The organism is Roseburia sp. CLA-AA-H209, from assembly GCF_020687575.1.
In the GTDB taxonomy this organism is placed as follows: Bacteria; Bacillota; Clostridia; order Lachnospirales; family Lachnospiraceae; genus Roseburia_C; species Roseburia_C amylophila.
This window is the reverse complement of the sequence record NZ_JAJEQU010000020.1, coordinates 1-24474: the sequence shown is the minus strand read 5'-3', so window position 1 is coordinate 24474 and position 24474 is coordinate 1. Positions and strand designations below refer to the sequence as shown.

Genomic DNA, 24474 nt, shown 5'->3' with positions numbered 1-24474 from the left:
TGCTCAGTTTTCTCCCTAAATTTCGTGGAACATACCAATTTTGTCTTTTATTCTCTGCATTTCATTATCTGCTTCAATGATAGCTCTTGCAGAATGAAGTAATTCTTCACTTATCTCATCATAGCCAGGCATTTCTTCAATTCCTTTTTTATAGCGAAGTTGATGTTCCAATGTTGCCCAGAAATCCATACCATTGGTTCGAATCTGTAATTCTACACGCATAGGTGTTTTACCCTTAGCAAAAAATACTGGTATTTCAACAATCATATGATAGCTTCGATAACCATTCGATTTTGGATTTTTTATATAATCTTTTATTTCAATAACTTTAATATCATCCTGTTGGGTAATCAAATCTGATATCATATAAATATCGTCAATAAACGCACAAACTATTCGAACGCCTGCTACATCATTGAGATATGTCTGTATATTTTCTGTTGTAAATTCATATCCCATCTTCTGCAGTTTATCGTAAATACTATTGGGCTTCTTAATTCTTGTTTTTATAAAAGAAATAGGATTTCGATTGTTCTCAACTGAAAATTCATCATCCAAAACCTCAAGTTTAGTTTGTATCTCCCGAATAGCACAACGATACATCATCATTAAATTATAAAATTTTGTAGCATTATTTAAAAACTGTAGTGATTCCGGACTGGCCATCCTAAGTTTTTTTACTTCATCTTTTGTCATGGAACTTTCCTTTCTACCTCATCCCTGATTTCAAAACATTATTTATTTTGATAGTTGATTCGTTCTCCTTGAATTACTGGATAACAAATCATTTTATCACTATCCAGATTTTCTACATGCATATCTACTGCACTGATCTGATGGTTTTCATAAGTATTATAATAATAAATACCTTTTGTAACATTACAACACGACGTATACAATGTGATTTCATATTTTCCATCCGCTACTTCGCAACATCCTCTTTGCTGATCCACAGATCCGAGAATGTGGAAGAATTGGCTAACGCTTTCTTCCTCTGATTCACCTGAAATTGCATTTACCTTTGTAAAAGCTACACGTACAAAGCGTGAGGAAGATGAGAAATCTCTCGGAAGACCTAATCCTCCCATACCTCTAATATATAAATACATCAAGAGCCAAATTTTCGCAAAAAGTATTTCTGGGCTGTTTAGGAGATAAATACATATCATTATTTAGTTGAAACATCTGCTGTGGAAATGGCGGATTATTCTTAAACACTCCTGATATGTAAATTTGTTATTAAATTGCGCGTGAATCAGACAAACTTGAAGTTAGCGATTTCTTTTTCCGGTATTCTCTGTCCCACGGATTTCCTCATGATAGAAATAATCTACGATCACCGGATGCCCCTGCGGGACTCTGCCATAAGGCATTTCATTATCCACAAAGGCACAATCATACTTCTTAGCCATTTTCTCAGCTTTTACTTCAAGTGCTTCAAAGTAGCTGCGGTTATGCTTGTTATAGATCTCGTCGTAAAGTGGTACAAGATCAGGATATTGTCCGGCGATATAATCCATAATTGTCTTTTTGAAACCGCCTCGAAGATTGAGATTTTCGAGCCAGAACAGATCGCACTGATCCTTTACCCGCTCAAAGATTGCTTCAAAATCCGTGATACCGGGGAATACCGGGGATACGAAACAGACTGTACGGATACCTGCTTCATATACCTGCTTCATAGCAGTGATACGGCGCTCAATGCTCGAAGCAGAGTCCATATCGTTCTTGAAATTTTCATCTAGTGTGTTGATCGACCATGAAACGGTTACACGTCCAAGCTTCTTCAACAGATCAATATCCCGTACCACAAGATCCGACTTTGTGCAGATCAGAATATCTGCGTCACTGCCGATCAGCTGCTCCAGAAGTTTTCTGGTATTCCCGAATTGCTCCTCCTGTGGATTGTAGCCATCTGTCACAGAACCGATGACCACCCGCTGTCCGGCATATTTCTTCGGATTTTTAATTTCCGGCCAATGCTTCACATCAAGGAAAGTGCCCCATTCCTCCTTGTGCCCAGTAAAGCGCTTCATAAAAGAAGCATAGCAATACTTGCAGGCATGTGTACAGCCCACATAGGGATTGACCGAGTAACCGCCTACCGGCAGACTAGACTTAGTCATGATATTCTTTGTTTCCACCTCACGAATGAGGATTCCATTTATTACTTCTTCCATGATTTCTGTACCTCTAACACTTTATTAAATTCTTCCGGCATTTCCTGAATCATATTTTCATCCCCTATGATAGGGACAAGGTCTTCCTTCATAAACACCGGAATGCCGAGCTTATGTGCCTGGTCCGCCAGAGACCATGCCCATTCCGGCTCCGTGTGAATCTTCCTGCTCTGAGCTCCAGTCATGGTGCCGACAACGATCCAATTGATTCCGGAAAGGTCAACTGTGCCGGGATCGTCGAATAACGGCTCAAAGGTAACATGGTAATGTTTTGCTCTGACATTTTTCCGAAGGGCGTCGATACGCCACAGTTCTGCTTTCCTCGTCACCGTAACGCCAAACCATACGTTTTCCAGATCGGTATCAAAATCCAGCAAATCAGGTCGCTTGGTAAGGAACAGGAACTGATGCTGTGGATTTTCACGGATTTTTGCAAATACCTCGTCTCTCCATTCCGGCTTCCATCCGGAGAGATCGCTCATGCCGGTAAGAAGAAAGTTCTGCGGACGTTTCTTTTCCATCATCTTGAGCTTACCCGGAAAGAATTCAGGGTCAGCGAAATCATCAATCATATGCCAGCGTTTCATGTTGTTGCGGGCATAGCAATATGTACACCCCACTGTGCAGCCAATGACGATATTCATGTTCTGAATCTGATCTTTGATACAAATACTCATGACTTCTGCCACTCCTCAAGATTCTTTCTGATGCGGTCGAGGCATTCCTCAAACCAGGTAATTTCTTCCTCTGAAAAATCTTTGTAGTAAATACTGCCCATCTCATCAGATACAGAATCGTACTCACCCTTTAAGACTTGTGCTTTCTCAGTCAGAAACAGGAGTGTTTTCCTTTTGTCCGTTTCAGACTGAACACGGCTTATCAGCCCTTGATTTTCCATTCTTTCCAGCATCGTAGTAAGAGATGTTATCGCTAATCCGCATTTAGTCGAGAGTGATCTGATTGAGATACCATCCTCTTGCCACAGCACATAAAGAATACGTCCCTGGGCTCCATTAAACGCATCAATATTCTTTTCACTGAGAATCTTCTCAAAAATCCGGTCTCCAAGCTGTTTTATTTTGGTGACAAGAAATCCTCCATTCATTTCCATACAAAAGCTCCTATATAGTAGTTTATTAAAAACATACTATATAGGAGCCTTATTGTCAACAGTTTATATGTCTTAATAGGTAAATTCCGTTTTTTCAATTCTCCAAACTTGAATTGAGATTTCACATATTCTAAGGGATTTAATAATTGTTATATTATGTTATCAAATTCCTTACAAGCCCTTGAAAACACTAAGTTTATCGCAGGTGAGCTTTCCCTTAGGCTTTCCCTTATGTTATATCTTCCCATACGAGTTTACGAACTCTGATAAGGGAAAGAAAATTATATAAAACAATATAACACAAAATAAAACTGACATGGTGAACTGATTGAAATGCTTCTGATTTTTTTACTGATGATTGAATGATAAGGAGATTCGATACGATGAGAACAATATTTGCAGAATACAATCCTAATCAAAACAGCATTGATGTTTATACCTGTGCAGGCTTTACTTGACAAACTCATCATTTCTTCCATGTCAATACATCCCGGCATACTCATATCAGTTTCTATGCCAGCACATCAAATGTCGAAACTCCGCTTTCCGTCACTCCTATAGAAGTTGAAGTACCTAGCAATTCCACCATTTTTCCTGTCAGGTCAGCTACATCTTTTCCATCAATTTTCAGATTATATTGCCGTTCTTCCTGCTCCTGTTTTTCGGCACGCTGTTTTTCCAGTCTTTCCTCTGTCTCCTTCTTTTCTGATTTCCTTTTCTCGAGTCTTTCTTCAAGTTCTTTCCTTGCTTTTTCTGTTCCCGGATCAACTTCATCTTGAGTACACATTACAGAACTCATGCTATCATATCCATTTATAGTAATACTATAACTCAGTATCTTTGCTCCTCTTGCTGCCACATAAGCTCTTGACTGTTCTATTGTTTTTGGTATTAGCGATAAATTGTACTCCAACCATTGTTTTGTCTTTTCATCTCCCATAGCCTCTGACAAAAGAGAACTGCTTATATTTACGGAATAATCCCTGCTTCGCAAGCAATCGTATTTTTGTGTTAAATAGTTCTTATATTCATGGGCATTCTTATATGTCCTGCCCGTTTTGTTTCCAGCATTTTGTGTATCGCCATAACGATTCGTATATGACGCATAAGTTTCTATTCCTGTAACTGCCATATTAACATATCTCCTTTCATTATTCGGAGTCCTTCCAACTATGCCACCTGTTGGATTTCTCTCAGAATCAATATGATATTGATCACACGCTAGCTTCAAATATACTTTGACTAATACCTTTCATCCACATATTCTGCGTTGCTCCATACCCTCTTTCCTGCCCTATATCATACAACCCACTGCTGTCAAAGCCTATTTTCAATACTAAATCATTTTCTTTTTTCCATCCATTCTTAGCATATTCCAACCATCTATTAGAATAAAGTTCATACCCTGCGCCATTTTTAGACTTTTCCTTAAACAAGGCAAGTAAATCTGTGCCATCCTCTGCAATAAAAGTACCATTTCTATATGTCGCATTGCGTGCATCATACCCTGTTGTCTCATAGACTTCATGCCATAAAGAATATTGGTTCGCCTTTTTCATATTTGCTTGCGAATTAACAATTTCATTGTCTGAATCATGCATACAAATCCACGCATGCGTCCAAATATTTTTTGCATTATCTCCTTCATTCAGCAATTTTTCTATCTGCGATAATGTGTCTCTATCTGCATTTCCTGACACAGTTAATTGATATGTATATGGATCAATAGAAAATGTCAAATCTGCTTGTTTTGATAATGATATTCCATTTTTTGAAAACAGATTTGAAATTTGCTGATTTACAACACTTCTTGCATATTGCTTTTCCTTGTCAGTATTGCGTATATAACCTGTACTTCTTGAACCTCCTGTATATACATCCTTGTAATTTCTTAATGCATAATCATACCGGGCAAATCCAGCCGAATATTTTCCTCCTGTTTGTAACATTCTTTTCTCATTGCGGTAAGCTATGGAACGCTGATCTTCTGTCATATATGAGCAAAAATTAGGTGAGGTCACATCACAATATTTTGATTCGATATATGCCATTGGATCAGAATGAGACAAATTTTCTTTGTACACTTTATCATAATGCTCCTGCAAAACTTTTTGTACGAAACGATCTTCCTCGGTAAGTCCATCATATTGATAACCTACAGTTGTACCTGCACTGGAAGTGTTTGGCAGATTATTTAAATCCCTGCCTACTGGAATGTTATTATAATAGTCAGAATTATTTACAGTAACCATACTATCCCCTACCTTATATAAGTCTCATAACAACTGCCAACATTCTCTTACAACATTAAACAACCTTTCATGTCTCTAGAAAATATTTTTTTTAGCATTGTGATATATTGTTTTAGCAAATAACCTCTGAGTCGTTTCCATAAAGTTCTTATCGCTACTCATAATATCCCCAATTACACTCTTTGCAATTCCTGCTGTGTATTTCGGTTCTTCACGCATTTCTAAAAATCTTTTTTGTGCTTTCTCCATCATGGATACCGCAGTATCTATATATTCTTTTTGTTCTGCTGTATTCTTCTTCACATTAGTTGTTTGAAAGAATTTAGAACCGTCATTTGTCTGCTGACATACAATATATCCCGCCAGATTTGCTAATCGCTTATTATATGCCCTGTCTAAACCTGCCAAGTCTTCATCTAGTGTTAATGAATTTTCTCCTGTGAGATTATAAGAAACCTGACGTTCTCCATTCTCATGTTCTTTCACAATATAATTGTAACGTGTTTCATAAGCATCCATCATAGACTTCATCACATCTTCTAGATTGTATTTTCCGTCTTTTAACGTCAGTCCACTATATTCTCTCATAGAAATATAATGTTCCCATTCAACCTCATTTGTATCTTGTATTGTTAATTCATATCCTATCGGTTCCTCAACTTTTGGCTTTACTTCTCTTAATTTTTCCCGCAATGCCTGCCTTCCTTCATTCGATATTTCTACATTGTCTATCTGCTTATTTTTATAAGCAACATTGTCATCCATACCTCTGAAATCTTTACTCTTTCTTTCCATTTCGAATAAACAAAACCTATCGTAAGAAGGTGTTTGAAATATTTTCATATCCGCTCCTTTCACATTTCGCAATCGCCTATTCACTTTCATGTTTACTAATTAGTGATATACATTTGCTTAAATTAGTCACTCATACAATATTCCTATACTTCCTTATCAATCTTACTTGACGTTAGAGAAGAATTCGTTTTAGAATATGTACCATTGTTTGTATAAGTCGCACTTGCGCGATTCGCAGCATTTGATATACCAGCTGCTTTCTGGGCTGTTTTGCCTGCAAAGGAATTGTAACCTGTAAAAACCGTTTTCAATGAACTGATATCTGCTTTCTTCAATTCATCTTCATCCAGCTCCAGCTTATTCCCCTTTCCTATGGTAATACCTATTTTAGAAAGTAAATGACTGGTTTTGTCTGTCATGCCTGTCATCCATGAAGCATTTCTAAGGACATCTTTTGTATTGGATTCTCCTGCCTCCTTAACAACATCATTATAATCATCAATAAAAGATTTCACTTTTTTGGTAATTGCATCCCAGTCATAATCCTCTACCTCTGTTTCTTCCCCGGTCTTTTCATCCTTCTTTTTTATTTTCTTTTTTTCCCAGAGTGACGCATCGTTTAGTGCATCTGCTGATTTTTTCAGGGAATCCGCACTTGTTTTCATCAGTGTAAGCTTCTGTAAAGTATCGCCTTTACCCGATAATTTTTCTGCATCCTGCTTTGCATAATATGCTTTCATAAGTTTTCCATAGCTTCCGTTTTTAATCGCAGCATAATCAGAAAGCATATTGGTGTTTCCTACGGATGAACTGTCGGAAGTTCCTCCAAATAATGCGGAATAATCTACATTGCTGTTATATTTACTTGTGTAATCACTAAAACTCTTAATCTCTGACATAATACCATTCTCCTTTACCAACTATAAACGAATATCAATCGGTGTATACACTGCCTGCTGTGTTGCATTCTGTGCATTTTCCAGAGTCGGTGTTTCTACTGTCACCTGTGTTTCCCCTTTGATATCCGTATTCTTTACGCTGTCTGTCTCCTCTGCCGCAGCCCCCGCAGATTCCTGTGTTTTCTCGGATTTATCAGTATTGTTCTTTGTTGCAGTGTCTTCTGTATTGCTGTTCTCCGCTTTTGCAGCTTCTTCTACTGATTTATTTGCATCTGCAAGTGTAGACATCTGTGCTGCTGTCGCAGACTGTGCCTTTGCCTGCAGCTCTGCCAGTTCTTCTTCCTTCTTCTCAGTATTTCCTTTTCCGGCATCCTGTTTGATTTCAGATTCAAGCACACTGGCACGTCCCTGTATCTGTGTTGCCATACTTCCCTGCACCTTTGCCTGTTTCATGGAAGAATCTGCGGAGATCATCGCCTGCATACTTGCCTGTGACAATCCGGTGTCTTTCTTTTTAGAAGTGCTACTTGTTCCAGCCACCATATCATCCATAGATGACGAATTTTTACTCTGCTGTTCCTTTCTCTGCTCGATCTGGTGCTGTCTTAACTGCTGATTGAGATTGTTAATCTCCTGCTGTATCTCCTGACGCTTTTTCATCTTATCCTCTAATGACATTTCTTCATTCGATGATAAATCCTGTAGCTTCTGCTGTGCATTTGCAATCTGATTCTGAATATTTTTACTTACAGAATCATTCCCCTGTGTCATTCCCATTGTTCCTGTCTGCGTATTTGTCCCACTAAATCCATTGATCCTCATCGTATTGTCCTCCTTGAGCTTAAATTCTGAAATCCGTTTCCTTAAAAATCTGTACAACATGATTTCTCTTTACTGATTCTTTCGGCATATCTTTCTTTACAATAAACAGCGATGTTGTGAACCGCCCTTTTTTTGTTGTGAAGCAAATAAAAAACACTAAATATTCTGATGTTTCACAGATTACTTAGTGCTTTTTGTCCTTATTCTACCTGTAACATAATACTTAGAACCACTTCCTGATTCTCCTGCTCTAAAAATATATCTCCCATATACATCCTTGCAACCCTCCGGATATTATGCAGTCCAATTCCATGCTCCTTCCCGGATTTCGTTGTTTCCGGCAGATCACTGTCCTTATAATTTAACTCTCCCTCATATCTGTTCTTTATGGTTATCATAAAAATACTGTTTTTCCGAAAAGAAGAGATACTGATATAAGGATTTTCTCCACTTACATTTTCCATGCAATTATCCAGTGCATTGTTTAAGATCACGCTTAAATCAAATGCATTTAATTTCGTATCTTTTGGATAATGAAAATCTGATATAAAACGAATCTGCTTTTCCTTTGCTTCTCTTAACTTTTCCATCAGAATCACATCAATGACAGGACTCCCCGTTTTTATCTCAGGAGATATTTCATTCCACTCCTTTTTCAAATGCTCCATATATTCTGCTGCATCATCCATATGATTCTCTGCCACAAGATGTTCCAGCATCTGTATATGATTCCCCATGTCATGACGCAGGCTGCGGATATCCTGATACAGCTTTTCCACTTCCCCGATATGCTTTTTCATATCACTGACCTGATTTAATACCAGCTCCTGCCCTGTCTGTTCTTCCTGTGCCACCTTCCAGTTTTGAAACATCGTAGTCATAACAAGAATTGCTATGATAGAGATAAAATAATGCACGAAGCTTAAAGTTCCATAAAATCCATAGGTATCTGTCAGGCTCTTTCCTGTATCTTTTTCATAAATATTCAGATAATATTGCAGAATACCATACCCTGTAACTCCCACAAGAGAAGGTATGATAAGCATTACCAGCTCTTTAACGCTCATTTCATCATTTTTGTATACATATGCTTTATTGATCAGACCGATTGCAACTGCAAGGAAAACGATACAAAGCACAATATCCAGAATTCTCGTTCCAGCATAAAGTACATATTGCAGCCATTGTCTTCCTGCAATCGTATTTCCAAAAACCAGAGCTTTTGTGATAAAATCATCCATTCTGCCTGCCATTGCAACCGCAAGCCAACGGATAGAAAAAAATGTCACTGCAAGAAATATTTTCTGATAAATGTTTCTTCTGTCCTGTACATACATCACAAGAAATGCAGCCACAACTCCCAGCATATATGCAGAAAAATTGCCAATCTGCTGCGGTATCAGATACAGCACAGACATAATTCCAATATAAACAATACTGACCAGAGCAGCTTCCCTTTTCTTTTTCATATATGGATATACAAAAACACCAAAACAGTTTCCTGTAATAATCAAAATTGCAATAACAGAAAACTTCGATGTGATCATCCAACATCTTTCCACTAAACTCATCTGACTTCATTTCCTTTCCTCTGGTTATACTTCAGATATTGCTTCACAAACTCCGGATAATTCTTTTTTGCAATCAATGCAGTTCCATTTTTCATAATTACACAAGTTGCATCATATTTTTCTACATATTTAAAATGTACAAGATAGGCTCTGTGTGTTCGGAAAAAATCTGTTCCTGCCATATCACTTAATTCCTGTAATTTACCATAGTATTCAATATCCGTACTTCGTGTATGGATAATAACTTTCCGGTTATACACCTCGGCATACACAATATCACGCAGAAAAATTTTTATATGACTTCCGGCGGTCTGTACCATGATATATTTTTCGTCTTTTTCAAGTCTGGAACTCCTTTTTATGTTATGGACTGCCTTTGTCACAACCTCTTTAAATTTCTCATCGGAAAATGGCTTAACCAGATAATGAAATGCTCCGACATCAAATGCCTGAAAAACATACTCCTCTGCTGCTGTCACAAAAATGAGTATCATATCCTCATTGTTCTGACGAAGTACCTTTGCCGTTTCCATCCCATCCATTCCCGGCATCTGAATATCCAGAAAAAGAATATCCGGCTTACTGCCACTTGCGATCAGTTCATCACCCGATAAATATTTATCTATAACCGCATCCGGCAATAACTTTTTTATTTTTTCTTCCAATACCTGAACCATAGATACTTCATCATCGCAGATAGCAATTCGCATATTGTCACTTCCTTGCTTACATATATTTATAGCTATTATATCGGATAAGTTCATGCAATATCTATCTGGAATGTTGTGAATTGACCTTTTTTTGTTGTGAAAAGGTCATCAATTTATGTTAACAAATTTGTAAACATGAATAGAAGAACATAGTAATCCATATAATAGGGAAAACAGAAGAATTTATCTCGCCCATTTGGCTTGGTTCTGTTTATTATATTGCCTAGAACTTTCCACCTCATTCTGCAGTCTATCAAGTTTCTCCGACATTGTTTCTGTCTTATCCTTTGAAACAACTACATTGTCATAGCCTTTCTTCCAATCTTCAACTTTCTGCTGATAATCTGCAAATGCCGTCTTAGATTCCTTATAACTTAGATGAAATTCATTCATGTTCTCAAATCCATAATTGCGAACCATGTTTGAAAGTCCAATCTTCAGGCGATCAATATAATCTGTCTTTTCATCAATCTTTCTCTGCAACTCTGCTTTCCTTGTGAGCTTTATCTACCAAATCAAGAAGTTCCGGAATAAGCTCTGTTAATCGTACAAATCTTTGTACCTGAGCTCTACTTTCCCCAACTTGCTTACTCAAGACTTCATCCGATTTCAACTTCGTCTCATTTTGAGACAAAGTTAAATCTGTTCTGATTCCCTGCCTTTTCATTGCCTCAAGTTTCATCTTATAAGCAAAAGCTTTCTCACTCAGTCATCTTGACTCCTTTCCTCCAGGATTCAGGAAATAAAAAATGCCTGCCTGGAACTTTTATAGATAGTAAAGTTCCAAACAGACATTGCTGTTTGACTATTAGCTACAGCTAATAGAATTGAATACTGTTTCAGCTAATTCATGTTTGCAGGTTTGGGAGAGATTGTTTCTTTTCCCGCCTTTTCTCTGATTTACATCCCCGAATAAGGGGTGACAACAGAGCGGAATCCAAATGTTAGCTGGACTTCCTAAAACCCATGTTTGCAAAACGGTAATTTTGATTAGCTGTCAGCTAACAAAAATCGGATTACGTTAGCTGGAAATTGATTATTTTGAATGGAATTTCATGTCACGAACGTGATTAGAAAACAAAAAAAGCGTTCGTTGTCAGCTAATCCAGCTAACATTTTCGAACGCTTTGAAGCCCGTCGCCAAGAGGATTTGAACCTCCGACCCCTCGCTTAGGAGTTCAAGTCCATACTGGAAACCTATATTATTTTAAGTTAATACAAGTCAAGTAAAGCATTGATTTTTCTACCTTTCCTGTAAATCCATGTCAAAATAAGAAAACTGAAAATCATCTAAGTTAAGCACCTCTCGCTGACAAATGAGTGACACTGTCACCCTGAGGGTTCAACCATTCCGTTCCTACGAATTCATATTTATGGCTACCATTCTCACTCAATATGCGGTAATGATAACACTGTTTTCTTATTAGATTACCTATATTATAACGTGTGCGAGGTCGGATGTCGATTGTTTTTTGACCATTATTTACTTCTATTTGCTTTAACTTAAAAAGCCAGAAGCTAATGCTCCCAGCTTTACTTTTTTTATTCCATCAGTTTTACAAACTTGAATTTGACTAATTATTGTGTTTTAATGATTCTATAAACTACCCCCAATTGAGCAGGGTATGTTTCTTGAATCATTCCATTAAACCATATTGTAACGATATCTCCCACCTGAACATCTTCCGCTAAATTTTCTGCCGATACATAATACTCTCCATCATTCATCTGACAAAAGCCTTCAGCTGTACTCACATGCGTTACAAGAAGTTCTCCATCATCGGTAATTTCTTTTACTTTTGCATTAAAATTGATAACCTCTATTGGAATAGACGTATCATCTTTTTCAATATCTCTAAATATGATTCGTTCGTCATCAATGACTACTATGAGCTGACCTTCAGAACTCCTTTGATAATAATATCCGCTTCCGAAATTTGATTGATTATTTTCAGATGGTAACTCTGTCCCTGCCACTGTTGACACAATTTCTCCATCCATTGTTCCACAACCAGGCATTGACGCTACATATCCTGTGTCTTTATATATAACACCATCAACCATAACACATGGAGGATATGAGCCAGTATCTGCTATTTGCTCATTTTGTACTACATCATCATTTTCTTTATTTTCTGTTTCTACGGACACATTTCCAGACACAGGTTCTTTATTTTCTTGATTCGTTCCACATCCAGCCATTCCCAGCACCATACATAATACAAGCAGATAGATTACTTTTTTCATAATACATGCCTCCTTAACTTATATTTTTTAACTCTATAAACTGGAATTTTCTCAATTCTTCATCTCTGTTTTTTCCCTTTTCCAATTAATTAATAGACCAATCGTTGAAATAACAAAAATTAATGCTGATGTTAGAGAAAAAATACCATCAGTAACCACAAATATGATAAACGTGGCTAATGGAATATAATTAAGAATACTTTTCAAAATTTTCATGTCCAATCCTCCTTTTTAAAATCTCATTAATCTTATAAAATATTTTGTTCTAAAAACTCCGATTTCTCAGTTTCAAAAATTAGAATTTAAGGTTCTCTTTTATTTTCAAAATAAGCTTCAATCTTTTTATCTACAACAATTCCTACAGGTGTCAAAACCAATAAAATAATTACCATTATTATCAATGTAAAAACCATCGCCCCATCAAAACATTTATCAGCAATAAGTTATTTTTCTTCTATAGCTTCTGTTACATTAGTTCTATATTTCTCTTCACATGCTTTTAAGTAATCAAAGCATAATCCTCCATCACATCTATAGAAAAACGGATCTTTACAAATTGTATTATCACTATTGAGAATAAATACAGGTATGATATCTTTATCGTTGCTGTTTATATAACTAATTTTAAAACTGTATCCCATTCTTCCAAGTGAAATGCCATCTCTTTTCATTGAAATACCTTGAATATTCGCCACTATATATTCAATATCTTCTGAATCGGTGATAGTAAAACCAGTTCCTGTATTTCCATCGAACACATTTATATGGTCTACCTCAGAAGGATTTACATTCTTACCGAATTTCTTTGGCATGAAATAGTAACCTACTGTTCCTACCAATAACACAGCAATTAAAATAACCAGAATACGCAGTTCCTTTTTCATACACTCTTTACCTCCACAAATATCGATTTGTTTATTGCCCTTTTATAACGGTTGCATCATTTCAAGAATGATTCCATCCGGGTCTCTGAAATAAAACGCTCTGCTTTCCCCGAATCCATCTGCCCTGAAATCGAAATACTGCGGTTCAGACAAGCACTCCACATGATTTTCAATCAGGGTTCTGTAGACAGAATCAATGTCATCCGTATAGAAGCACACTTCTGAGATAGAGGTCATAAACAAGTCAGATTGTTCTTTATGGATTTCGCTGTCTACAAACTGAATCAATTCAACAGGTGGTGTTTCAATATTCTCAGAACCATTCAAATAAGCAACCCTTGCCTTACAATTTTTCTTTTGAAACATTTTATCTGTCTCTTCGCCAACCATCATGATTTCTCCTTGATATTTAAGTCCAAGTATATCTCTATAAAATGCAATTGATTTGTCTAAATCTGAAACCGTCAATCCTACATGATATATTCTTCCAACCATTTACTATTCCTCCTTAACAAATGATAAATACCGATTTACAGACTTCTCGTATATATATTTTACCACATAATTTTTCTAAAACACAGACTTCTTAATCCTTAATTTTCATATCTGCTATTATACGTTCTTCCCTCTGTCTCTCTTCACAATAATCCCAGAAGTCTTTCAATGCTTCCTCATCCGATTTCCACGGCAATGGTATGGGATCCAATTCATCTAATCACTTCACAAGTTTGCGTACCTCTTCGGTATCGAACTCCTCATCACTTGCCTCCATTACATAAAAATCCAGTTTTTCATTTATCATTCTGATTTCTTCGTCTTTGGTCATGTTAAAACCTCCCTACATTATATACATGGCACTTCTCGACAAATTCTTACAAATAACTACAAATTTTTTCACAAGAAACGAAAAAAACGATACTGCATAGATTTCCTACTCCACACAATATCGTTCTTCTATATTTATACTTTCATTGTCTTCACCAGAGAAGTAAGCAAAGCCGCCATCTCCGGATTGCCAAGTACTTTCATCAGCAGTTCGGGATCTACTCCCTCCGGTATGCAAAACAATTTCTTCTGCCCGGTTGTGAATGTTATTGCAATGCTGCACCCATTCCATTTGACAGGTACGCTTTAATTCCTCGGTCACGCCCTCGGCAGCTTTCATCTGCTCCATGATGGTATCTAACTGTTCCTGTGCCTGTTCGTTCAGGTCTGCAAGATATGTCCACAATTCTCCGATCAGTATCAATGTATTCAATCTGACTGGGTGGACTTCTCTTAAATATTCCCTGTGCATCCGTCCGTACTTTCCGATGGGACGGTGTTCTTCTGGCAACTTCAAGTTTGGGATATAGTAATCTCCGACAAGAATATAATCAATTCCGTTTTCTGTTATTCTTGATTTCAATTCGCTCATATTTCTAATCTCCTCATTCTGGCCCATTTTTTTGCAAGTCTGGCTCTCCAGAAATATTGGTAAATCATTGATAAAATTGAGAATGAAACATAAGAACTGCCATTTATAGAAGTATTTAAGACGATTTGAGACTTTTATTCTGAACAGCAAATCCTGCCGTGGCAGAGACATACTGAAATTTGACTTGCCTATTTTCTTAAAATCTCATGTGGAGCTTCTATTTCATTTGCCAAGGTATGCTCTGTTAATTCTGACATCAATTTCAATTTTTTATTAATCAATGGTCGCATACAATTAGGAACATGTTCCTGATGCGCTCTGTGGATTGCTACACATACCTTGCCATTTCTCAGATTAGAAAAGCCATCCGAAATCGCCTGGTCTTCCATTGAAGAAATCCATAAGCGCTCGAATGGCTTTTTGCATTTTGCCTGATTGTACACCAGACGGAATATCAATTCTCCTTCACGTCCGGCATCTGTTGCTTCTACTAATCCTGTTACATCTTCCCTCTCCATCAGCTTTTTTAAGATGCTAAACTGCTTTCTGGTCGCAGCTACAATCTGATAATTCCATTGTGAGGGAAGAATTGGGAGATCATCATATCTCCATTTTTCGTATTTCTCATCATAAGACTCCGGGGATGCAAGCTCCACCAGATGTCCCACACACCAGCTGACGATATATCCATTGCCCTCCAGGTATCCGTCTTCTCTCTTATCTGCACCAATTACCTTCGCAATGGACTGTGCCACCGAAGGCTTCTCGGCAATCACTAATTTATATGACATTCAAATCCTCCTTTTGTGGTAAAAAAATATAGGCGTTTGCGAAACGCCAAAAGCCGCATAAATACGGCATTTTTTTTTAAAAATAAAATATCTCCTCAAGGTTTATGGTAAAATAGAGTTGCGAGAAACTATCAACCAATCCACCTAAAGGAGATATACCTACATGATAACACATAAGCAGCTCACTTTGGCAAAAATTTTTGATGATTGCCAAAATAAATTCGACAATGACAAATACCAGTTCCTTTCACTTCTTGATGAAATTGTTCCTGTTTCTTTTGTTTCTCATTTTCACGCTTCAACCGGAAGACCTCGCAAGCACCAACTTTATCCAATGCTTAAAGCTTTTCTGATTCAGCGTATATTCTCAATCCCGACTGATATGCTCCTGATCGTTTTCTTGAAATACTCTCAGGAATTACGTGATTTCTGTGGCTTTGATGTTGTTCCTGATGCCTCAAAATTTACCCGTTTTAAACAGGATTTCCTGATGGACTTACAATCTATGTTCGATCACATGGTTGATATGACCGAACCGATATGCCAAAAACTTGATCCTCATCTGGCAGCTATGACCATCTTCGATACCTCTGGCATTGAAGCCTGGGTGACTGAAAATAATCCAAAATACGCAAACCGTATTATCAAGCAGTTAAAGGCTTTCAAGAAATCCCATAACCTTGATGATTCCTATGATCCTTATAAGGCTGCTTATGGTTCCATGCCTACGCATGCTGCTTCCAATCAGGCAATCCAGCAGATGTACATTAATGGACATTTCTGTTACGCCTATAAGTTTGGCATTGTAACCAACGGACTTGGCATTGTCCGTGATATCACTTTCTATAACAAAGAGTTCCTAAAGGCTCATCCGGATATCGTTGTGGAAAAGAAATCTGACTCTCCTGATGAGGATAAATCTCTTGCCGATTCAAAAGCCCTGCTTCCTGTCCTGGTTGATTTCTTTCAGAAGCATCCGCTTATCGCCCCTAAGACTTTTCTTGGTGATGCTGCTTTTGACACGATTGAAATCTACAAATCTCTTTTCGGTGAAATTGGATTTGAAAAAGCATTTATTCCTCTCCGCGTAAAACTTTCTATGAAAGATAACGGTTATACTATCAACGAAAATGGTGTTCCCTGTTGTCCTCATGATTCTTCGCTTCCTATGAAAAGAGAAGGTAGTAAATCACACTTAAAAAGCAAAATTCCCACGCTGAAATTTGTCTGCCCGAAAATGAAATGGGAATACAATAAGGCAGATAAAACAAAACGCCGTGTATGCCATTGTGATAATCCCTGCACAACATCTTCCTGTGGAAGAATGATTTACGTTTATCCTGAAAAGAATCTTCGTGCCTATCCCGGAGTGGAACGGGGTTCAGAAGAATGGGAAGAAACATATAAAATCCGTGTAAACGTTGAAAAATCTATTAACCACTTTAAAGACAGCTTTTACGAATAAATAACTCACAATCAATATATAACACACATAACGCACGGATGTCAACCTTTTTCTGTTCTAGCGTATAAAATACAACATGTAAACCCTTGCATCCACAGATTTATCTTTTTGAATACAAGCTACTACCGACATAAAAGCCAAATTTAGTAAACGGTTAACTGGATGTTCCACAAAAACCGTGGAACGATCAGTTAATTTTTTTAGGCCACAAAAACAGTGGCTAAAAAAACGTAGCCGTTGACAAAATTAGACTTTTATATACACGGGCGAACAAGCACAGCTTAGGCAAGCTGTGCTCCGCACACTATCTATTCGCATTCCGTTCCGCATCTTCTTCCGCTTCTTCCATGGTATCACCAGTACCGAAAGATACTTTCGGATAAACAGTACCATCACTATCTATCCAATCACCATCCGAATTATAATAGCCATCAGTACCGATAACACTAGAATAAACCGAACGAAAACAAATATATTCTTTTAATTTTACCCCACAAAACACTAATGCAAAAGCAACCAATAAAAAACAAAGAAAATTTATACTTTTTCTTAAATTGGAAACTTCTTTTACAAGTTTATCATCATCCATGCATTGCACCCCCTTTTCAGAATACAATGATTATAACACAAGTGCCTTTGTCCGCGCAAGCTGTCCGGACAAAGGCACTAAGTTTATCTTTTTTTCATTCTTTTTTTTAACCGTTTCGAACGATTGGTAATAGCATCATTATCCGGATTTATTTCTCCACGCATGGTAAGTATTTCTTCCTCACATGAGTAAAAAGTGTCCCCATAGTCAAGTAGGGGACACCCTGCCACTCGGGACTAACTATTCAAATGGGGTAAAAAAATAGATAGCCCACAACCTTTCTTTTGATTATGAGTTATCTATATTTTTTTTATCTCACACGATAATTTATATCGTAAAAGCTCCATTTTGCAAATAGTTTGTAACCGCCATGCTCAGAGGGGGAGATAAAAATATCGCATGGCACAAACTACCATTCCGGCTGCGCCTGCATTTTCGCAAAACACCGTTCACTTTTGCGTAGCTAATCGTAAAACCCAGAACGAAAAAACGCTTCATGCCGATTTACTTTTGGCTGGCATAGCTCAACTTGTTACAGTAATCGTTGCTGATAAAATTCATCAACATCAATACATTCGAAGTCTTAAGCCTTTGATTGCTTAAAATTGAGATTTTATAAATTTTTCTGCTTCATACTAACTATGAAGCCTTTTTGTCATGCCCTAAATGAATGACTGCCACCTTCCATTCCAAGAATCCTGCATTGCAGGATTTTATCCTTGTTTTCAATCAAGATTGCGAACTTGTTTCGCAATTACCTATATAGTAGTAAAAATCCTCAGCAGAATTTCTCCTGCTGAGGCACCTTTATCTCATTCCATCTGTTTACTTTATGTACTTATCCAGTTCATGAGATACCGCAAGCACATTGTCAAGTTTCTGTTTTGCCTGCTCGGCATTGTTTAAATTCTCAACTGACAGATCCGCTACCTGTACGGAAGAGGACGTCACTTCTTCCGTTGTTGCAGAAAGATTACTGATATTGTCTACAATCTGATTGTTTGCATCCGACAGACGGTTTAACATGCCGTCAATGCCTTCGATCTCCTGAACCAGTGTATTGACATTCTCATTCATTCCCGAAAAACTCTCAGACGCTTTCGCAATCATGGAATCCTGCGCATTGGTAGCCTCAATCGAACGGCTCACCGCCGTTGCTGCATCCTCTGCATTTTTAAACAATTCATCCAGAATCTGTGCAATGCTTTCTGTCTCACTTCTGGTTTTCTCTGCCAGCTGACGGATTTCATCAGCCACTACAGCAAACCCTTTTCCGGCTTCCCCTGCACGGGCACTCTCAATAGAAGCATTGAGCGCCAGCAGATTGGTCTGACTGGAAATGGAAAAGATGGTATCTGCAATACTCTTTACTGCCTCGGTACGCTCCTGTAACGCTTTCATGGAATCTGCCACTCCGGAGTTTGTCTCTGCGATTACCGCGGACTGTTTCTTCAGATGTTCCATGATCTCCATACTCTTCTGATTCAGTTCCCCGGACTGCTTTGCCACTTTTACCATATTCTCGGAACTTTCCAGTGTCTGCTCAATTGAATGCTGGATATCCTGTGTCATGGTTGTCTGTGTCTGGATATTTTCCGCCGTGCTATGCGTGCTGGAAGAAATATCTTTCATCGCACCATTGACCACCTCTGTCGATCCATTCAGATCATTGACAATCTTCATCACGGATTCCGTACCCTTACGCACTTCTTCCGCCACACCGATCACATCGTCTAAAATTGCCTGCTGCTTCCGCTGCTCCTGCTGTTCACTGTGCCGGGTATCATGGTTGAATTTCTGTGCCACATTTGTTGTAAAGATCACAGCAAATACCAGTACCCCCAGTGCCAGCAGATCCAGTACAAGATTGGTTGTCCCGGCTACGCCTTCCGGCTGCTGACGGATCTGACCAAAGACAGTCAGCGCATTCAATACAAGATAACCGATGCCGCCGATTCTGGAATATTTCGGATCAAAAAACAAAATACAGCCGATAAAAGGAGCCAGTCCCAGAAAACGGATAAAGCTCTCCGTATAAGCAAAAGTCATGAAAAATGATACGAGATATAACCCGATCAGTGCCAGATATCTCAGCCGCTCCGATTCCGGACGCCACTTCCATCCGATGAGCAATGCACCTCCGGAGACTACTGCAATCACACTGACAAATGCCGCAAAGCCCAAAGAACGTACTCCTTTTGCTCTTGATGCCCAGAGCATAAACAGAATAAATGCATAAAAAATCAGATATTCTGTTACAAGAAAACGGTTTACTCTCTGTATCTGCTGCCCTTTTTCCGCAAAGCGATAATATTTTTCTTTTATTTTCATAATCAGTCCTCTTTCCTGTTATAGTTATAACACACGAAAGTTTCTGTTTCCATACTAGCACAGAGCAAAATAAAATGCAATTCTGTCCGCTGTAATAATCTTATTCCAGTTCTTCCATGACACTCTTATATGCCGGACGAATAATTTTGTTGCATCCCACCAGCTCCTCCAGCCGGTGTGCACTCCATCCTGCAATTCTTGCAATGGCAAACAATGGTGTATATAATTCCGATGGAATGCCGAGCATTTCATACACAAAACCACTGTAAAAATCCACATTTGGACTGACGCCTTTAAAAATATGACGCTTCTCTGCGATCAGTTCCGGAGCCACTTCTTCTATCATATTGTAAAGATTCATGTCTTTCTGGCGCCCTTTTGCCTCCGCGAGATGCTCCACATAGCTGTGGAACACACGCTCTCTCGGATCAGACAGGGAATACACGGCATGTCCCATACCATAGATCAGTCCCTTCTTATCAAAGACCTGTTTCGGTGAAATTGGATTTGAAAAAGCATTTATTCCTCTCCGCGTAAAACTTTCTATGGAAGATAACGGTTATACCATCAACGAAAATGGTGTTCCCTGTTGTCCTCATGATCCTTCGCTTCCTATGAAAAGAGAAGGTAGTAAATCACACTTAAAAAGCAAAATTCCCACGATGAAATTTGTCTGCCCGAAAATGAAATGGGAATACAATAAAGCAGATAAAACAAAACGCCGTGTATGCCATTGTGATAATCCCTGCACAACATCTTCCTGTGGAAGAATGATTTACGTTTATCCCGAAAAGAATCTTCGTGCCTGTCCTGTACCCATACTCTTCCGATTGTTTTGATCAGCTGCTGTAATCCTTTGACCGGGAGATAAGCAGCCTGCACCGGTATCAATACAGAATCTGCACATGCCAATGCGTTAATTGTCATCATTCCAAGTGAAGGCATACAATCAATTATTATGTAATCATAAAATTCTCTCAGCCTGTCTACCATAGATCTCAGAATCAGTTCCCTGCTCATGGCATTTACCAAAGACACCTCTATCGCTGATAATTCAATGTTGGCTGGGATAAGGTCCACTCCTTCCTTATGGTGTAAGATAGTCTTTTCTATATTCAGTTTTTCATCATTCACAATGTTCATCATCAGTGTTGCCAGAGAATACTCCATTTCATCCGGCTCCTCATAACCTAAGCTGATTGTAAGACTTCCTTGTGGATCAGCGTCTATCATAAGCACTTTCTTTCCTTCCTGTGCCAAACCTATTCCCAGATTCACACATGATACAGTCTTTCCGACTCCACCTTTTTGATTTGATACTGCAATAACCTTACACATAACATTTCCTCCTGTTTTTAATAATTCAATACATACAATTTCAAAAGTTCAATTATTTCTCTCTTCATCTGTTCCGTAGAATAATTCTTTGGAAAATACTTATGAAGCTGATCATTCTTAAACACTACCCTGTCCGTTTCTTTCTGCTTTATTTCGCTTAGAATATCTTCAACTCTCTGGGTTGTTAATTTTCCATCATCACTCAGTTTTTTCATACGCATTGCCTGTGATAACGATGGCGTGCATAATGTTAATTCCATAGCATCAAGAACATCCTTCTGCTCTTTTTTCTTTAGATATGCAATCTGCACGGCCGGAGTAAATCCCATTGAACCATCATCTACCTTTTCCAAAAGTTCAGGAATCAGATCTGCCATCTTGATATACCTCTGTACCTGCTTAGGACTGTCTCCAGTTTCCTCACTGATAATCTCCAATCCCTTTTTCCCTGAATTGTGGTCAACTTGTCCAGCTTTCCTTCTTCCTGATTTTCTTTTAAGCACATCATATTTCATCTTATAGGCAAATGCTTTTTCACTCGGCTGGATTCTCTCCCTTTGCAAGTTTGAATCTACCATTGCGATAACTGCCTGATCATCTGTCATAAAGCGGATTATCGTAGGTACTTTTCTATATCCCAGTTTTTCCGCTGCAAATATTCTTCTATGACCTGATATGATTTCGTAATATCCTTCCTTTCGTGGTCTCACTATTACCGGAGTTATTATTCCGTATTTCTTGATACTGTCCTGAAGATCTTTCATCTGGCTATCCATTTCCACTCGAAACGGATGGTTTTCAAATACTCTTAGCCGTTCAATCGCTATTTCAACGATCTTTTCATCTGGATCCATCTGATCCACTTTTTCTGCCATAGGCATCCTCCTTCTCCCTGAAATAAAAAAAATCCGCCCAGATTAGAACCTAATCTAATCTGAACGGAATACTCATTCAGGCTTGATATTTTCCAAGCAGAAATATTTTTAACCATTACCCTTTTGTTAGCTACACCAATTTACAGCCCTTTACACCAGTTGCATTATAGCTTTTCATTTCTGTTAGCAAATCTACAATAATTTTACTGTTAGCAATTTGCATTTTCTGTTAGCAAAAATGCTCATTTTTCGATTTGCTGTTAGCAGAAAAACAACAAAAAAACGGCAATGATTTTTCTCTCATTACCGCTTAAAATAGAGCGTTCCCTATAGGAATCGAACCTACAATAGAGTCTTAGGAGTTCAAGTCACTACAGAAAATCTATGTTTTTCTTGGTCAACATAAGTCAAGCAACAACTTGATTTTACTGACTTTCCTGTAAATCCATGTCAAAATAAGAAAACTGAAAATCATCCAAGTTAAGCACCTCTCGCTGACAAATGAGTGACACTGTCACCCTGAGGGTTCAACCATTCCGTTCCTGCGAATTCATATTTATGGCTACCATTCTCACTGAATATGCGGTAATGATAACACTGTTTTCTTATTAGATTATCTATATTATAACGTGTGTGAGGTCGGATGTCGATTGTTTTTTGACCATTATTTACTCCGCATTACACGTACTCTCTTCTATGTTATAAAATCAAGCATCTTCTGCATATACACCATCTCCATAATATAGAAAAGAGGAGTCCCCGCAGGTTCTCCCCCGGTCGCAGGCCTCACAGGTTTCTGCAACGCGATCACTGTATTTGCAGTTTATTCCGCAATGGGAATGGGTTTTCGGTCTCCATCCCGACCACTGGAACAGGTTTAAGGTCTCTGTTCCGACCTTATATACATCTTTTATATTTTAATTATGCAAGATAACTTTAGAATCTGCAACAAGTTGTTGCTAAATTAACTGCTTATTTATGAACTCAATTCCGTTACCAGTGAAGAATATCTTTTTGTCCGGTTCTTTATATCCTCCTCACTGACACCATAATAACAATATAAATCTCTGGCTATTTTCTTAAACCTTTTTATGACCGACTTATTTCCAGAGTAAGATATTCCAAATATATTCCAGGTATAATCTACCTCTATTTCCATTAAATCCTCACCAATTTTTATTTCATATAAATGAAAATCCATGGGAATTACATTATCAGGCATTTGGTCAATCAATTTATTTCTAATTTCCATTTCATTCAAAAAATTTTTAACAGATTCTTCATTATGAAAATCTGGTTTTGGAATATCCTTCCTTTGGCCCAAAAGTTCTGGTTTATGCTGCATAATCAAACTAGCTTTTAGATTTTTCTGTCGTTCTATCCAATTTGTTGCGGCAGGATTGATTTCCACTAAATCATAATGATCCTTTGCGTATTGCACCACTTCCGCAAGGGTATGCGGGTTGGCCGCTATTCTCTTTTCTATCCTTTTTCGTCTGGATTGATAGATAGCTTTTCGGATTCTAATCTTTAGAGATTGCTTTTGAGCTTCTCCAAATATAAAAACACTTGTGGGACCATCTTCACCATTTATTATAGAAACTTGATTGATACTTTTATTTTTCATAAGTGCCCTCTACTCACAAATCCCGATTATATCGGTGATTCACAATCTTTTAGCCAAAATCGCAGTTCCATAACCGTCACAGCAATTTTATACTTTACTTCGATTTCAATCTTTTCTGGTGGATTGACTAAAAGCCTATCAATATCATTTTCCTCAACACCAGCCATTTTTGCTATCGTTAGCTTGGATATGCCATAATAGGAAACAAGCACTTCCAACTAATGCATTGATTTGATATTTTCCTTTTACCGAACCCTCTTATGCCTTAATATCAAAACTTGATCTATCAGGTGCAGAAATACTCACAGATTCTGCTACAAGGCTTTGTGTCATACTTTTTACATCAGTACCAGTTACGGATAAGGTATAATCACCCGTTTCCTTTCTTTCTGCCGATTTTTCTGCACGTTTCTTTGCAGCTTTTTCTTCCTCTGCTTTTTTAGCAGCTCTTTTCTCTTTTACTTTTTCCTCTTTTTCTCTGTTCTCTTTTGCTTTTCGTTCAGCATTCTCTTTCGCTATTTTCCCATCTGGATCATTTGTACCAGATATTGCCACCGAAATATTTCCGTT

At 37.9% G+C, this 24474-nt stretch carries 23 protein-coding genes and 9 pseudogenes; 4 read left to right on the top strand and 28 right to left on the bottom strand.

Going from position 1 to position 24474, the window contains the following annotated elements; translation table 11 throughout:
* Positions 1–15: 15 nt before the first annotated feature.
* The 5 genes and pseudogenes from LKD41_RS13865 to LKD41_RS13845 form a co-directional block, all read right to left on the bottom strand.
* Positions 16–696: a GTP pyrophosphokinase gene (locus LKD41_RS13865; RefSeq protein WP_117699024.1), complete on the bottom strand. Its 681-nt coding sequence runs from the start codon at positions 694–696 to the stop codon at positions 16–18.
* 38 nt (positions 697–734) lie between these two features.
* Positions 735–1221: pseudogene (locus LKD41_RS13860) on the bottom strand (linear amide C-N hydrolase); the annotation flags it as partial.
* A gap of 50 nt (positions 1222–1271) precedes the next feature.
* Entirely contained in the window at positions 1272–2180 is a 909-nt protein-coding gene (locus tag LKD41_RS13855) for a radical SAM mobile pair protein B (RefSeq protein WP_117480066.1), read from the bottom strand.
* A complete protein-coding gene (locus LKD41_RS13850; RefSeq protein ID WP_227701492.1) occupies positions 2168–2857 on the bottom strand; it encodes a radical SAM mobile pair protein A in 690 nt (229 codons plus the stop codon). The genes LKD41_RS13855 and LKD41_RS13850 overlap by 13 nt, the downstream gene beginning before the upstream one ends.
* On the bottom strand, positions 2854–3291 hold the full coding sequence (locus LKD41_RS13845) for a radical SAM mobile pair system MarR family transcriptional regulator (RefSeq protein WP_227701491.1): 438 nt from the start codon (positions 3289–3291) through the stop codon (positions 2854–2856). The genes LKD41_RS13850 and LKD41_RS13845 overlap by 4 nt, the downstream gene beginning before the upstream one ends.
* 362 nt (positions 3292–3653) lie before the next feature.
* On the opposite strand from LKD41_RS13845, the pseudogene LKD41_RS16000 reads away from it, so the two are divergent.
* Positions 3654–3743, top strand: a pseudogene (locus tag LKD41_RS16000) (DUF6061 family protein); the annotation flags it as partial.
* A gap of 59 nt (positions 3744–3802) precedes the next feature.
* On the opposite strand, the gene LKD41_RS13840 reads toward LKD41_RS16000, so the two are convergent.
* The 15 genes and pseudogenes from LKD41_RS13840 to LKD41_RS13770 all read right to left on the bottom strand — a co-directional run.
* Positions 3803–4423, bottom strand: a complete 621-nt coding sequence (locus tag LKD41_RS13840) for a DUF6033 family protein (RefSeq protein ID WP_227701490.1) — start codon at positions 4421–4423, stop codon at positions 3803–3805.
* An 82-nt stretch (positions 4424–4505) separates the two neighbouring features.
* Positions 4506–5543 (bottom strand): DUF4885 family protein, encoded by a 1038-nt coding sequence (locus tag LKD41_RS13835; RefSeq protein ID WP_227701489.1) that lies wholly within the window; start codon positions 5541–5543, stop codon positions 4506–4508.
* Positions 5544–5618: 75 nt separating this feature from the next.
* On the bottom strand, positions 5619–6386 hold the full coding sequence (locus tag LKD41_RS13830) for a hypothetical protein (protein WP_227701488.1): 768 nt from the start codon (positions 6384–6386) through the stop codon (positions 5619–5621).
* A 95-nt stretch (positions 6387–6481) separates the two neighbouring features.
* A complete protein-coding gene (locus tag LKD41_RS13825) occupies positions 6482–7237 on the bottom strand; it encodes a hypothetical protein (RefSeq protein ID WP_227701487.1) in 756 nt (251 codons plus the stop codon).
* A gap of 21 nt (positions 7238–7258) precedes the next feature.
* On the bottom strand, positions 7259–8059 hold the full coding sequence (locus LKD41_RS13820; RefSeq protein WP_172676012.1) for a FlxA-like family protein: 801 nt from the start codon (positions 8057–8059) through the stop codon (positions 7259–7261).
* Positions 8060–8259: 200 nt separating this feature from the next.
* Complete coding sequence (locus tag LKD41_RS13815) at positions 8260–9630, bottom strand: GHKL domain-containing protein (protein ID WP_202194018.1); 1371 nt, start codon at positions 9628–9630, stop codon at positions 8260–8262.
* On the bottom strand, positions 9627–10340 hold the full coding sequence (locus LKD41_RS13810) for a LytR/AlgR family response regulator transcription factor (RefSeq protein WP_227701485.1): 714 nt from the start codon (positions 10338–10340) through the stop codon (positions 9627–9629). Before LKD41_RS13810 ends, LKD41_RS13815 begins: the two co-directional genes overlap by 4 nt.
* A gap of 183 nt (positions 10341–10523) precedes the next feature.
* Positions 10524–10823, bottom strand: a complete 300-nt coding sequence (locus tag LKD41_RS13805) for a hypothetical protein (protein ID WP_227701484.1) — start codon at positions 10821–10823, stop codon at positions 10524–10526.
* A gap of 22 nt (positions 10824–10845) precedes the next feature.
* Positions 10846–11046, bottom strand: a pseudogene (locus LKD41_RS13800) (ParB/RepB/Spo0J family partition protein); the annotation flags it as partial.
* Positions 11047–11918: 872 nt separating this feature from the next.
* Complete coding sequence (locus LKD41_RS13795; protein WP_227701483.1) at positions 11919–12587, bottom strand: YobA family protein; 669 nt, start codon at positions 12585–12587, stop codon at positions 11919–11921.
* 51 nt (positions 12588–12638) lie between these two features.
* The gene (locus tag LKD41_RS13790; RefSeq protein WP_227701482.1) at positions 12639–12803 is read right to left on the bottom strand and encodes a hypothetical protein; all 165 of its coding nucleotides are present in this window, start codon (positions 12801–12803) and stop codon (positions 12639–12641) included.
* 227 nt (positions 12804–13030) lie between these two features.
* Positions 13031–13471: a hypothetical protein gene (locus LKD41_RS13785; protein WP_154269392.1), complete on the bottom strand. Its 441-nt coding sequence runs from the start codon at positions 13469–13471 to the stop codon at positions 13031–13033.
* Positions 13472–13513: 42 nt separating this feature from the next.
* Positions 13514–13966 (bottom strand): VOC family protein, encoded by a 453-nt coding sequence (locus tag LKD41_RS13780; protein ID WP_154269144.1) that lies wholly within the window; start codon positions 13964–13966, stop codon positions 13514–13516.
* Positions 13967–14531: 565 nt separating this feature from the next.
* Positions 14532–14888: pseudogene (locus LKD41_RS13775) on the bottom strand (TnpV protein); the annotation flags it as partial.
* A gap of 338 nt (positions 14889–15226) precedes the next feature.
* Positions 15227–15679 (bottom strand): annotated as a pseudogene (locus LKD41_RS13770) (toprim domain-containing protein); the annotation flags it as partial.
* Between the two features lie 163 nt (positions 15680–15842).
* Here LKD41_RS13770 and LKD41_RS13765 point away from each other — a divergent pair.
* Entirely contained in the window at positions 15843–17144 is a 1302-nt protein-coding gene (locus LKD41_RS13765; RefSeq protein WP_227701481.1) for a transposase, read from the top strand.
* A 304-nt stretch (positions 17145–17448) separates the two neighbouring features.
* Here the strand turns inward: LKD41_RS13765 and LKD41_RS13760 are convergent, their stop codons facing one another.
* On the bottom strand, positions 17449–17733 hold the full coding sequence (locus LKD41_RS13760) for a hypothetical protein (protein ID WP_227701480.1): 285 nt from the start codon (positions 17731–17733) through the stop codon (positions 17449–17451).
* A 453-nt stretch (positions 17734–18186) separates the two neighbouring features.
* Here LKD41_RS13760 and LKD41_RS13755 point away from each other — a divergent pair.
* Positions 18187–18336: pseudogene (locus LKD41_RS13755) on the top strand (ISNCY family transposase); the annotation flags it as partial.
* 222 nt (positions 18337–18558) lie between these two features.
* Here LKD41_RS13755 and LKD41_RS13750 read toward each other — a convergent pair.
* Together LKD41_RS13750 and LKD41_RS13745 are read right to left on the bottom strand one after the other, a co-directional pair.
* Entirely contained in the window at positions 18559–20064 is a 1506-nt protein-coding gene (locus tag LKD41_RS13750; RefSeq protein ID WP_227701479.1) for a methyl-accepting chemotaxis protein, read from the bottom strand.
* 100 nt (positions 20065–20164) lie between these two features.
* A pseudogene (locus tag LKD41_RS13745) lies at positions 20165–20557 on the bottom strand (citrate/2-methylcitrate synthase); the annotation flags it as partial.
* 4 nt (positions 20558–20561) lie between these two features.
* Here LKD41_RS13745 and LKD41_RS13740 point away from each other — a divergent pair.
* Positions 20562–20876 (top strand): annotated as a pseudogene (locus tag LKD41_RS13740) (ISNCY family transposase); the annotation flags it as partial.
* A gap of 7 nt (positions 20877–20883) precedes the next feature.
* Here LKD41_RS13740 and LKD41_RS13735 read toward each other — a convergent pair.
* From LKD41_RS13735 to LKD41_RS13715, 5 genes and pseudogenes are all read right to left on the bottom strand, one after another.
* Positions 20884–21402: pseudogene (locus tag LKD41_RS13735) on the bottom strand (ParA family protein); the annotation flags it as partial.
* Between the two features lie 17 nt (positions 21403–21419).
* A complete protein-coding gene (locus LKD41_RS13730; RefSeq protein WP_331470930.1) occupies positions 21420–22277 on the bottom strand; it encodes a ParB/RepB/Spo0J family partition protein in 858 nt (285 codons plus the stop codon).
* 976 nt (positions 22278–23253) lie between these two features.
* Positions 23254–23904, bottom strand: coding sequence for a hypothetical protein (locus LKD41_RS13725; protein WP_055171124.1), 651 nt, complete (start codon positions 23902–23904; stop codon positions 23254–23256).
* 26 nt (positions 23905–23930) lie between these two features.
* Positions 23931–24116 carry an HTH domain-containing protein gene (locus LKD41_RS13720; RefSeq protein ID WP_330615378.1) on the bottom strand — a complete coding sequence of 62 codons (186 nt, stop codon included), beginning with the start codon at positions 24114–24116 and terminating at the stop codon, positions 23931–23933.
* A gap of 46 nt (positions 24117–24162) precedes the next feature.
* The gene (locus LKD41_RS13715) at positions 24163–24459 is read right to left on the bottom strand and encodes a hypothetical protein (RefSeq protein ID WP_227701477.1); all 297 of its coding nucleotides are present in this window, start codon (positions 24457–24459) and stop codon (positions 24163–24165) included.
* Positions 24460–24474: the final 15 nt, after the last annotated feature.